Below are 10,331 nucleotides of genomic sequence, written 5' to 3'. Positions count from 1 at the left end.
AGCAGGCCCGCTGGCAGCAGGCCCGCGCCGCGGCGGCGCGCGAGGCCCCCTGGGCGGTGGAGGATGTCTACCTGGCCCGCATCTCCGAGCTGCGCGACCTGACGCGCGACGCGCGCGACGAGTAGACCGGGACCAGCCCGGCCGCGCTGGCCCCACCGCGCGGGACGGCCGCGCTGGATTGACCGGGCGGCCGTCCCGCGGGAGACAGGCCCGGTATCCGTCGCCGGGAGCGTCCTCGCCGTGTCCACGTCCCCCATCCGCATCGCCATCGCCGGCGCTCTCGGCCGCATGGGCCAGGCCGTGGCGAAGGTGGTCGAGGCCGACCCCGCCCTGACCGTCTCGGCGCGCTTCGACCGACCCGGCGTGACCGGCGAGGGCCTGGTGTCGCAGGCCCAGGCCCTCGCCGCCGCCGACGTGGCGATCGACTTCACCACCCCCGCCGCCTCGGTCGGGCTGGCCGCCGCGGGCGCGGACGCCGGGGTGGCGCTGGTGATCGGCTCCACGGGCGCCAGCGAGGCCGAACGCATGGCCATCGCCGCCGCCGCGGCGCGCACGCCCATCGTCTTCGCCGGCAATTTCTCCCTCGGCGTGAACCTGCTGATGGGCCTGGTGGCCCAGGCTGCGCGCGCCCTGCCGCCCGACACCTGGGACATCGAGATCTTCGAGGCGCACCACAAGCACAAGGTCGATGCGCCCTCGGGCACGGCCCTGATGCTGGGCGAGGCCGCCGCCGCCGGCCGCGGCGTCGCGTTGGACGCGGTCGCCCGCCGCGCCCGCGACGGCATCACCGGCGCCCGGCCGCCCGGCGAGATCGGGTTCTCGGTCCTGCGCGGCGGCGGCATCGTGGGCGAGCACGCCGTCACCTTCGCCGGGGAGGAGGAGATCCTGACCCTCAGCCACTCGGGACGCGACCGCGCCCTCTTCGCCCGCGGCGCCGCCCATGCCGCCCGATGGGTCGCAGGCAAGCCGCCGGGCCTCTACGACATGCAGGACGTCCTGGGGATGGCGCGTGGCTAGCCGGCGACGTCGTCACCCCGTCCCCGCGGCGGACGGGAAGGGTCGGGCCGCGTGAACGACCTGCTCGAAGCCGACGCGACGGCCCAGCTCCAGGCGCTGGCCACGAAGCACGTCTCGGCCGTCGAGCTCCTGAAGGCGGCGCTGGCCCGGCACGCCGAGACCCATGCGGCGCTCAACGCCGTGGTGGCCGCCGACCCCGAGCGGGCGTTGGAACGCGCCCGCGCGCTGGACGACGCACGGGTGCGGGGCGAGAGCCTTGGGCCGCTCGCGGGCCTGCCGATGACGATCAAGGACACCTTCGACGTGGCCGGCATGGCCGCCTCGTCGGGCCTGCCGCACCTGCGCCGCCGCCAGGTCGAGGACGCCGTCGCCGTGGCCCATGCCCGCCGGGCCGGGGCGGTGATCTGGGGCAAGACCAACGTGCCCGTCATGGCCGGCGACTGGCAGAGCGCCAACGCCCTCTACGGCGCCACCAACAACCCGTGGGATCCCGCCCGCACGCCCGGCGGCTCGTCTGGCGGCGCGGCGGCGGCGCTGGCGGCGGGCGTCACGCCGCTGGAGATCGGCTCGGACATCGGCGGCTCGCTGCGCGTGCCCGCCAGCTTCTGCGGCGTGTTCAGCCACAAGCCCACCTGGGGCATGGTCTCCCAGCGGGGCCACGTCCCGCCCGGACCCGGCTCGTTCGCCGAGCGCGACCTGAACGTCGTCGGGCCGATGGCCCGGTCCGCGCGCGACCTGCGCCTTCTGCTGTCGATCATCGAGGACGGGCCGCTGGCCCCCAGGGCGCCCGCCGCGGACCTCGCGACGGTCCGGATCGCGCTCTGGCTGGACGAGCCGCTGTGCCCGCTCGACCCCGAGGTCCGGGCGGTGGTGGAGGCCTTCGCCGCCCAGCTGCGCGACGCCGGCGCCGAGGTGGAGCCGGTCGCGAGTCCGGTGGACATGCGCGCCCTCCTGTTCGCCTACCAGACCCTGCTGGGCGCCGTGCTGGGCGAAGATCTGCCGCCCCGTGTGCTGCGCGGTCTGGAGCGGGCGCGGCCCTTCGCCCGGTTCGCCCTGGCCCGCGGGGCCGGGCCGCTGTCCGACGCCGCCGCCACCCTGGCCTACACCGCCCGGCACCGGGAGTGGATGGCCGCCGACGCGGCGCGCGCACGCCTGCGCCACGAGATCGACGACACCTTCACCCGGTTCGACGCCATCCTCGCCCCGATCGCGCCGGTCCCGGCCTTCCCGCACGACCGGCGACCCTTCGGCCGACGCCGTCTCGCCGCCTCGGACGGCGAGATCCTGAACTACAACAGCCTGCTGACGTGGATTTCCCCGGCCACTGCCCTGAAGCTGCCGGCCACCGCCCTGCCCGCCGGCCGCACGCCCGCCGGCCCCACATCTGCGGGACTGCCCGTGGGCGCCCAGCTCATCGGGCCGATGGGCGCCGACGGCCGCATCCTGGCCATCGCCCAGGCCATCGACGAGAATGTCCGCGGCTTCGAGGCGCCGCCCTTCTAGAGCGCTATTCGCTCCGATTGAATCGGAGCGGCCCTCTAGAATCTTGATTTGGCGCGCTTTCTAACGGCGAACCGGGCTCCACGTCGCCGGAAAGCGCCCTAGAGCCGCCGCAGGCGGTTGACGTGGCCCATCTTGCGGCCGGGCTTGGCCTGCCGCTTGCCATAGAGGTGCAGGCGCGCGTCGGGGTCGTGGGCGTACTTGGGCCACTGGTCCGCCTCGTCGCCCAGCAGGTTCAGCATCTCGATCCGGGCGTGCGGCTCGGTCGGGCCCAGCGGCCAGCCAGCGACGGCGCGGACGTGCTGCTCGAACTGGTCGACGGAACAGCCGTCCTGGGTCCAGTGGCCCGAGTTGTGGACGCGCGGCGCGATCTCGTTGACCAGCAGCCGGCCGTCCTTCAGCTCGAACAGCTCGATCCCGATCACGCCGACGTAGTTCAGCCCGTCCAGCACGCGCCGGGCGATCTTCTCGGCCTGTTCCGCCAGGGCGTTGGACACGTCGGCCGGCGCCAGGCTGCGGCGCAGGACGCCGCCTTCGTGGTGGTTCTCGGCCAGGGGATAGACCGCCGTCTCCCCGTCCCGGCCGCGCGCGGCGATCACCGACAGCTCGCGCACGAAGTCGGCCGGCGCCTCCAGGATCACCGGGACGCCGCCCAGCGCCGCGAACGCGCCGGCGGCGTCGACGGCGTGCTCGATCCAGCGCTGGCCCTTGCCGTCGTAGCCTTCGCGGCGGGTCTTCATCAGCAGCGGGGCGCCCATCGCGGTCGCCGCGGCCACCGCCTCGTCGGCGCTGTCGGCCGAACTGAAGGCCACGGTGGGCGCGCCGGCGGCGTTCAGGAACTGCTTCTCGGCCACCCGGTCCTGGGCCACGGCCAGGGCCTCTGCGCCCGGCGCGACCTCGCAGCCGAGCTTCTGGAGGGTCAGAACGGACTGGGCCGGCACGTTCTCGAACTCGAACGTCACCACCCTGGCGACGGCGGCCAGCTTCTCCAGCGCTTCCGGGTCGTCGTAGGCCCCGACGATGGTGTGGTTCGAGACCTGGCCGGCGGGGCTGTCGGCGTCGCGCTCCAGCACCGCCACATCCAGGCCCAGCCGGGCCGCGGCCAGCGCCAGCATGCGGCCGAGCTGCCCGCCCCCCAGGATGCCGAGGGTCGAGCCGGGCGGAAGCGGAAGGGAGGTCATGGGTCTACTCGACGGCCTCGGGAATGCTGGCGGTCTGTTCGGCGGCGAACGCGGCGACGCGCTCGGCCACCGCGGCGTCCGAGAGCGCCAGGATGCGCGCCGCCAGCAGCGCGGCGTTCTTGGCGCCCGCCTCGCCGATGGCCAGCGTGCCCACCGGGATGCCGCCGGGCATCTGGACGATGGAGAGCAGGCTGTCCATGCCCTTCAGCGCCCGCGACTCGATCGGCACCCCCAGCACCGGCAGGTCGGTGAGCGAGGCGGTCATGCCGGGAAGATGCGCCGCGCCGCCCGCGCCGGCGATGATCACCCGGAATCCCGCCGCCTTGGCCCCCCGGGCGAAGTCGTACATCCGCTGGGGGGTGCGGTGGGCCGAGACCACCTTGGCCTCGTAGGCCACGCCCAGGCCGTCCAGCAGATCGGCGGCGTGCCGCAGGACCGGCCAGTCGGACCGGCTGCCCATGATGATAGCGACGGGCGCGCTCATGCGTTGCTCGAATCCCCAGAGGTCCGGAAAGGGGGTCCCGGAAAGGGCGCGGAGTATAGGCGCCGCCTTTGCGCGCACAATGCAGCGCCGTTAGAATCCCTTAACCGCGGTCGCTTCGAATAGCGTTAACCTTGTCGAATGGCCCTGGTGGGACAGCCCATGAGAATAGCCGGCGCCCGCAGCGAACCGATCCGTCCAGGCGCCCGGCCCGACGCCCGGCGCGGGGCCGCCGCGACGGACGCGGCTGCGCCGCCCGATCGGATACAGATCCTCGGCATTCCTCCGGCCGAGATGACCGCGGCGGTGAAGGCCGCCGTGTCGGCCCTCGCCTCCGAACTCGACGCGCTGAAGACCGAGGTCGGCCGCCTCAAGGCGCGGCTGGCCGAGGCCGAAGGACTGGCCGACCGCGACGCGCTGACGCCCCTCTACAACCGCCGCGCCTTCGTGCGCGAGCTGGGCCGGGTGCGCACCTTCGGCGACCGCTACGGCTTCGCCGCGGCCCTGGTCTACTTCGACCTCGACGGCTTCAAGGCGATCAACGACCGGCTGGGGCACGCCGCCGGCGACGCGGCCCTGAAGGCGGTGGCCGACATCCTGCTGTCCAATGTGCGCGAGGGCGACGTGGTGGGGCGCATGGGCGGCGACGAGTTCGCCGTGGTCCTGGCCCAGGCCGACCGCGCCGCGGCCGCGGCCAAGGCCGCCGCCCTTTGCGAAGCCATCGCGGCCGACCCCGCGCTGGCCGCGATGGGCGGTCTCCGCGCCAGCTACGGCGTGGCCGAGATCGCCGCCGGGGCCGATCCCGAAGCGATCCTCGCCGAGGCCGATGGGGCGATGTACGAGACCCGCCGCCTGCGCAAGGCGGGGTGACTTTCCCTTTCTTCCCAAGCAGCGGGAAAGGAAGGGTCTACGCCTTGAACCTCGCCAGCAGCGTCCGCAGTTCCGGTTCGTCCACCAGGCCCGCCGCCTCCGCGGGCGAGCCCCACATGCGGTCGCGCTCGGCCATCTCGGGCCAGATGTCGCGGGCCTCGGCGACCTCCAGCGGATAGACCATCACCCGCACGTGTTGCAGCCGCCCGGACCGCAGGCGCTTGTCGTAGTGATAGCTTCCCAGCGGCTTGCGCTTGGGCGCGCCCAGGACCCCCGCCTCCTCGTAGGCTTCCTGGGCGGCCGCGGCCTCGGGCGCCTTGTCCTTCATCGGCCACCCCTTGGGGATCACCCAGCGGCGGCTTTCTCGCGATGTGATCAGCAGGATCTGGACCGAGCCGTCGTCAGCCTTGCGCCAGGGCAGGGCGGCGTACTGGGTCCTGGGCTCCCGGTCGGGTTCCGGACGCAGCCTGTCGCGCTTCTTGCCCATCGGCGGTGGTCCGGCGCTCCCTGGCGAATCGGCCGTCTCGAGGCCTTCGAAGCCGCGCGATGTACGCGCGGTTGCGGGCCCGGACAATCGGATTGTCACAAAACTGTCATAGGCATCGCGCCAGCCGCGTCTCGGCTTTCCCCTCAGGCCGCTTCGGGGCGACGGCGGCGCACCCTCGCCAGCCGGCGCAGCCGCCGCCAGAAGCGGGTCTTCTCGGGTTCGGGATAGGGTTGGAGGTTCTTCACGAAGTCCTCCGCGCAGGCGCGCCACGAGAACGTCTCGGCGAAGGCCCGCACCCGCTTCCGGTCCAGGTCGAGGCATTGCAGGCACGCTTCGCGCAGGCCTTCGGTCGCCGTCAGCGCCAGGACGCCCGCGCCCGAACCGGGGATCAGGTCGATCGGTCCGGGCGCCGGGTAGGCCGCCACGGGCGTGCCCGCCGCCATGGCCTCCAGGATCACCAGGCCGAAGGTGTCGGTGAGCGAGGGGAAGACGAAGACGTCGGCGCAGGCGTAGTGGTCGGCCAGCTCCCGGCCCGACTTCGCCCCCGTGAAGACCACGTCGGGGTACTTTTCCGTCAGCTCCTCGAGCTGCGGCCCCGGCCCCACCACCACCTTCTTGCCCGGCAGGTCCAGGCCCAGGAAGGCCTCGATGTTCTTCTCCACGGCCACGCGGCCCACGTAGAGGAAGACGGGTTTCTCCAGGTGGGCGAACAGGTCCGGCTCGCCCTCGGCGCGGGGGCGGAAGTGCTCGGTGTCCACGCCGCGCGACCAGGCCGAGATGTTGCGGAAGCCGTGGCGCGACAGCTCCTCGCGCATGGTGGGGGTGGCCACCATCAGCCGGCCCGACGGCTTGTGGAACCACTTCATGTACGCATAGCCCGCCGCCAGCGGCAGCGGCAGCCGGGCCGAGACGTATTCCGGGAACCGCGTGTGGTAGCTGGTGGTGAAGGGCAGCTTCCATTCCACGCAGATGCGCCGCGCCGCCAGCCCGATCGGGCCTTCGGTGGCGATGTGGATCGCCTCGGGCTCGAACGCCTTGAACAACTCCTGCACCGGCTCGTAGACGCCGATGGCCACCTTGATCTCGGCGTAGGTCGGCAGCGGGAAGGTCTTGAACTGGCCCGGGTGGATCACCTCCACCGTGTGGCCCATGGCCTGCAGCTCCTGCACCACGCGGGTGAGAGTGCGGACCACGCCGTTCACCTGCGGCTCCCAGGCGTCGGTGGCCACCAGGATGCGCATGGGCCGCTGGGCGTCGCGCGGCGCGGTGATGGCCTCGCGCAGGCGCCGGTCCGAACGCGCCGGCCGCGGCCGCTCGGGCTGGCCGAGCGCCTCGCTCTGGAGGAAGGCCCAGAAGGCGCCCAGCAGGGATTCCTTGGTGGGGAAGTGGCGATAGACCGTGCGCTCACCGACTCCGGCGTCGCGGGCGATCTCGGCGAAGCTGAGGTCCTCGAGCTGGCGGTCTTCGAGCTGGCGGCCCACGGCGCGCAGGATCTGTTCCCGCGTTTCCGCCCGCTGGCGGTCGCGCAGGTTGGGCAGAGGCGATTTCATGACAGCCGCACTGTCATGGGTTCGGGGGCCAAGTCAACGCACCGCGATCGCCGCAAAACTGTCGCTCCGGCCGCCCGGCCCGCTCAATCCGCGGGCAGGGCGCGTCCAATCGAAGCGCTCCCCGCGCAAACCCTGGCGCGGCGGCCCCGGCTGTTGCTAGGGAAGAGGGTCGAGAGCAGGACCTCCCCAGGTCGTCATTCCCTTGGGTCCGATGGACGCGCGAACCTATCCCGCCAGGGCGACTCCGAAGTCGCAGCGGACGCGTGCGCGCATTCTCGACAACGCCATGCGGCTGTTCGCCGAGATCGGCTACCACGCGGCCACGAACGCGGTGATCGCCGACGCCGCCATGCTGACCCGTGGCGCGATGCTCTATCATTTCGCCACGCGCGAGGAGCTGGTCGAGGCCGCGGTCGCCCATATCGAGCTGCATCGCGCCCGCCTGTTCGAACAGGCCGCGGCCGGTCCGCCGCCGCCGGGCGTGGATGCGGCCGAGCACGCCATCGACGTCTATTGGGCCCTGCTGCACGAACTTCCGTTCCGGGCCTTCGCGGAACTGGAGGCCGCGGCCCGCACCGACGCCATGCTGGCCGAGCGCCTGGCCGGCGCCCAGAGCGCGTTCGACCACGCCCAGCTCGGCGGCGACCGTTTCGGGGCGATGGTCCAGGCCGGGACCGACGCGCGCTTCCAGACCAGCCGCGACCTGGGTCGCTTCCTGCTGGAAGGACTGGCCCGGGGCTCGCTCACCTACGACCAGGACGCCCGCCGCGAACGCCTCCTGGCGGTGGTCAAGCGCGCCGTCCGCGCCCTCAACCGCCGCACGGACGCCGCCGACCTCTGGACCGAATAGGGGACGCGACCTGCCTACAGACGCGGCCTGCGCTTCAGCGCCACATAGAGCGCGCCAGCGCCCCCGTGGCGTCGGTGCGCCTCCGAGATGCCGGCGACGATGTGGCTCAGGTGCGGCGCGCCCAGCCAGTCGGGCACGCGGCGGCGCAGGACGCCGTCGCCCTGCACCCCCTTGCCGGTGATGATCAGGACCGCCCGGACCCCGTCGGCGTGGGCGCGCTTCAGGAAGTCCTCCAGGACGGCGCGGGCGCGCTCCTGGGTCAGGCCGTGCAGGTCCAGCCGCCCGCCGATCTCCTCCCGCTCGCGGCTGATCCGATGCCGGCGGTTGGGCTCGATGGGATCGACGCCCTCGCGCAGCGCCTTCGCCGCGTCGCCCGCCCGCTGCGGCGCGATCAGGGCGGGGGCGTCCAGGGTCTGCGGGCGCGCCGGCTTCGGCGCATCGCGGCCGGCCAGCGGGTGGACGGTGGCGGCGACCAGGCCCCAGATCTTCAGCTCCTCGGGCTTGAGCGGACGCTTCATGGCCCCGCCGGCCCAGGGCGCGGAACCAGACGCCAGAGGCGGAGGGTGTGGCGGACGCGGCCGGCTTCCAGCCCTGCAGCGTCGCCCTCGCCCAGGTAGAGGTCGGCCCTCACCTCGCCCTTGATCGCCCCGCCGGTGTCGAGCGCCGCGACCAGCCGGCGGTAACGGGGGAAGGCGCCCGCGAGCAGCGGGGCCTCGGCGTCCAGCCACACCAGTCCGCCATAGCCGTGGAACGCGGGGTCGATGGCGATGGCCCGCCCCCGGGGCAGCGGCAGGCCCGCGGCGCCGCCGGGCGGCCGCCCGTCGTCGGGGGTCAGGCGGAAGAACACGTAGCGCGGGTTCAGGCGCATGATCTCGTCGGCCGCCGGCCCGCGGTTGGCCGCCAGCCAGGCGCGGATCGCCTCGCCCGAGGTGTTGTCCCGCGCCAGCAGGCCCCGGTCGCGCATGGGGTTGGCCACGCCCACGAAGGGCCGGCCGTTGTGCGCGGCGTAGAGCGCCTTCATCCGCCGGCTGTCCTCCATCACCAGGACGCCCGAACCCTGGATCTGGAGGAAGAACAGCTCCTCGGGCCGCATCCACGCCAGAGGAGGCTCGGACAGAGGGGGCTCGGCCGCCATCTCGACGCCCGCGCGATCGGGATAGGGTTCGCGGACGCCGTCGGGGCGGGTCCGCCAGACGGTCCCGTTCTCCCCGGCGACAAGGTCGGCCGGCCGGGGCCGCACGGGCGCGCTGAATTCCGGGTCGGGCCGGGACCGGGCGGCGTACTCCGGGGCGAAGTAGGCGGTGAGCACGCCCTCGCCCGGCGCGCGCTCGGCCACGAAGAAGGCCTCCAGGAAGGCGCGCCCCACGCCGGGGCCGGTGTCGCGCACCGCGCGGGCCCGCACGCAGAGCTCGGCTGTGGCGGGCGCCTTCGAAACCTGGCAGGTCGCCCGCCAGGCCGCGAACGCCGCATCATGGTCGTCCTCGTTCCAGCCGGGAAGCTGCGACAGGGGTATGCGCTGCGGCTCAGGGACCGGCGTCGGGCGCGGCGCGGGCGGTTCGGGCTGCGGAAACCCGGGCGGCGGCGGGCCGTGCTCGGATGGGGTGGCGCAGGCGGCGAGGCTCAACGCGGCCAGGCCTGCCGCCCATACCCCCCCTCTCACGGCGCCTACGCCTCCGCGGCGTCGACGTGGACCAGGGTCCAGTTGGGATCGCGGCTCTTCAGCGGGCGCTCGAACGTCCAGAGTTCCGCCGTGCGGCGGTCGTCCACGGACTCGCCCTCGGGCCCCTTCGCACGGCTGCGGAACTCGGCGAGGAAGCGCACGGTCACCCGCGCCACGTCGCCGGGCGCGACTTCGGCCTTCTCCAGGTCGGCGCGCGGGGCGTGGAAGAACTCGACGGTCTCGGTGCGGCCCTCGGCCTCGCGCTGGTCGATGGCCTGCTCGAAGCTGGCCAGCACGTCGGCGGCCAGCAGGTTGCGCAGCGTGGCCCGGTCACCCTCGGCGAAGGCCTTCACCGTCATCTCGTAGGCGCCCTTGGCGCCGTTGAGGAAGCGGCCGACGTCGAACGCCGGGTCCCTGGCGCGCACGGCCGCGAGCCCCGTCAGCTCGACGCCGTCGTCGGCCGGCTCGGGCGCGCGCTCGGGCGAGGCCGGCCGGCGTTCGATCGGCTCGGCCTGCTTGCGGTCCTCGGGCTGCAGCCCCTTGCGCCGCCCCAACACCGAATAGAGCTGGTAGAGGACGACGGCCGCCAGGCCCGCGAAGATGATCAGTTCCAGGACTTGCAACAGCTCGCTTTCGGTTCGGTCATGGACGCGGCCGGATCACCGGGTCCGGCTTGTTAGCACGTATATAGCCTCACGGAACGCCGCCGTCAGGGGCGGCGTTGCAACGCAAGGG

The 10,331-nt window shown here is 73.5% G+C and carries 11 protein-coding genes and 1 pseudogene; 4 read left to right on the top strand and 8 right to left on the bottom strand.

Annotated elements, in window-relative coordinates; all coding sequences use genetic code 11:
* Window positions 1–240: 240 nt before the first annotated feature.
* Both dapB and WG212_RS22470 read left to right on the top strand, forming a co-directional pair.
* Window positions 241–1,017, top strand: a complete 777-nt coding sequence (gene dapB, locus WG212_RS22475; protein WP_337189341.1) for a 4-hydroxy-tetrahydrodipicolinate reductase — start codon at window positions 241–243, stop codon at window positions 1,015–1,017.
* Between the two features lie 51 nt (window positions 1,018–1,068).
* Window positions 1,069–2,520, top strand: coding sequence for an amidase family protein (locus WG212_RS22470; RefSeq protein ID WP_337189340.1), 1,452 nt, complete (start codon window positions 1,069–1,071; stop codon window positions 2,518–2,520).
* Between the two features lie 98 nt (window positions 2,521–2,618).
* Here WG212_RS22470 and WG212_RS22465 read toward each other — a convergent pair whose 3' ends face one another.
* Together WG212_RS22465 and purE are read right to left on the bottom strand one after the other, a co-directional pair.
* Window positions 2,619–3,698: a 5-(carboxyamino)imidazole ribonucleotide synthase gene (locus tag WG212_RS22465; protein WP_337189339.1), complete on the bottom strand. Its 1,080-nt coding sequence runs from the start codon at window positions 3,696–3,698 to the stop codon at window positions 2,619–2,621.
* 4 nt (window positions 3,699–3,702) lie between these two features.
* On the bottom strand, window positions 3,703–4,182 hold the full coding sequence (gene purE, locus WG212_RS22460) for a 5-(carboxyamino)imidazole ribonucleotide mutase (protein WP_337189338.1): 480 nt from the start codon (window positions 4,180–4,182) through the stop codon (window positions 3,703–3,705).
* Between the two features lie 159 nt (window positions 4,183–4,341).
* Here purE and WG212_RS22455 point away from each other — a divergent pair, with 159 nt between their 5' ends.
* Window positions 4,342–5,049 (top strand): GGDEF domain-containing protein, encoded by a 708-nt coding sequence (locus WG212_RS22455; RefSeq protein WP_337189337.1) that lies wholly within the window; start codon window positions 4,342–4,344, stop codon window positions 5,047–5,049.
* A gap of 37 nt (window positions 5,050–5,086) precedes the next feature.
* On the opposite strand, the gene WG212_RS22450 is transcribed toward WG212_RS22455, so the two are convergent.
* The 3 genes and pseudogenes from WG212_RS22450 to WG212_RS22440 form a co-directional block, all read right to left on the bottom strand.
* A complete protein-coding gene (locus WG212_RS22450) occupies window positions 5,087–5,536 on the bottom strand; it encodes an NUDIX hydrolase (RefSeq protein WP_337189336.1) in 450 nt (149 codons plus the stop codon).
* A gap of 143 nt (window positions 5,537–5,679) precedes the next feature.
* The gene (locus WG212_RS22445; protein WP_337189345.1) at window positions 5,680–6,777 is read right to left on the bottom strand and encodes a glycosyltransferase family 1 protein; all 1,098 of its coding nucleotides are present in this window, start codon (window positions 6,775–6,777) and stop codon (window positions 5,680–5,682) included.
* 126 nt (window positions 6,778–6,903) lie between these two features.
* Window positions 6,904–7,086, bottom strand: a pseudogene (locus WG212_RS22440) (helix-turn-helix domain-containing protein); the annotation flags it as partial.
* Between the two features lie 211 nt (window positions 7,087–7,297).
* Here WG212_RS22440 and WG212_RS22435 point away from each other — a divergent pair.
* On the top strand, window positions 7,298–7,936 hold the full coding sequence (locus WG212_RS22435) for a TetR/AcrR family transcriptional regulator (RefSeq protein ID WP_337189335.1): 639 nt from the start codon (window positions 7,298–7,300) through the stop codon (window positions 7,934–7,936).
* 14 nt (window positions 7,937–7,950) lie between these two features.
* Here WG212_RS22435 and WG212_RS22430 read toward each other — a convergent pair whose 3' ends face one another.
* Genes WG212_RS22430 through timA form a run of 3 tightly spaced genes read right to left on the bottom strand, consistent with a single transcriptional unit; the run spans window position 7,951 to window position 10,219 of the window.
* Window positions 7,951–8,454, bottom strand: coding sequence for a Smr/MutS family protein (locus WG212_RS22430; protein ID WP_337189334.1), 504 nt, complete (start codon window positions 8,452–8,454; stop codon window positions 7,951–7,953).
* Window positions 8,451–9,596: an MltA domain-containing protein gene (locus WG212_RS22425; RefSeq protein ID WP_337189333.1), complete on the bottom strand. Its 1,146-nt coding sequence runs from the start codon at window positions 9,594–9,596 to the stop codon at window positions 8,451–8,453. Before WG212_RS22425 ends, WG212_RS22430 begins: the two co-directional genes overlap by 4 nt.
* A 5-nt stretch (window positions 9,597–9,601) precedes the next feature.
* On the bottom strand, window positions 9,602–10,219 hold the full coding sequence (timA, locus tag WG212_RS22420; RefSeq protein ID WP_337189332.1) for a TIM44-related membrane protein TimA: 618 nt from the start codon (window positions 10,217–10,219) through the stop codon (window positions 9,602–9,604).
* Window positions 10,220–10,331: the final 112 nt, after the last annotated feature.

It is taken from the genome of Phenylobacterium sp., assembly GCF_037189685.1.
Classification (GTDB): domain Bacteria; phylum Pseudomonadota; class Alphaproteobacteria; order Caulobacterales; family Caulobacteraceae; genus Phenylobacterium.
Note: the sequence above shows the minus strand (reverse complement) of the source record. Positions and strands in the feature narration are given on the sequence as shown.

Coding starts and splice junctions, on each gene's coding strand:
- WG212_RS22465 (WP_337189339.1), bottom strand. CDS start 3,698: ATGACCTCCCTTCCGCTTCCGCCCGGCTCGACCCTCGGCATCCTGGGG.
- purE (WP_337189338.1), bottom strand. CDS start 4,182: ATGAGCGCGCCCGTCGCTATCATCATGGGCAGCCGGTCCGACTGGCCG.
- WG212_RS22455 (WP_337189337.1), top strand. CDS start 4,342: ATGAGAATAGCCGGCGCCCGCAGCGAACCGATCCGTCCAGGCGCCCGG.
- WG212_RS22450 (WP_337189336.1), bottom strand. CDS start 5,536: ATGGGCAAGAAGCGCGACAGGCTGCGTCCGGAACCCGACCGGGAGCCC.
- WG212_RS22445 (WP_337189345.1), bottom strand. CDS start 6,777: ATGCGCATCCTGGTGGCCACCGACGCCTGGGAGCCGCAGGTGAACGGC.
- WG212_RS22435 (WP_337189335.1), top strand. CDS start 7,298: ATGGACGCGCGAACCTATCCCGCCAGGGCGACTCCGAAGTCGCAGCGG.
- WG212_RS22430 (WP_337189334.1), bottom strand. CDS start 8,454: ATGAAGCGTCCGCTCAAGCCCGAGGAGCTGAAGATCTGGGGCCTGGTC.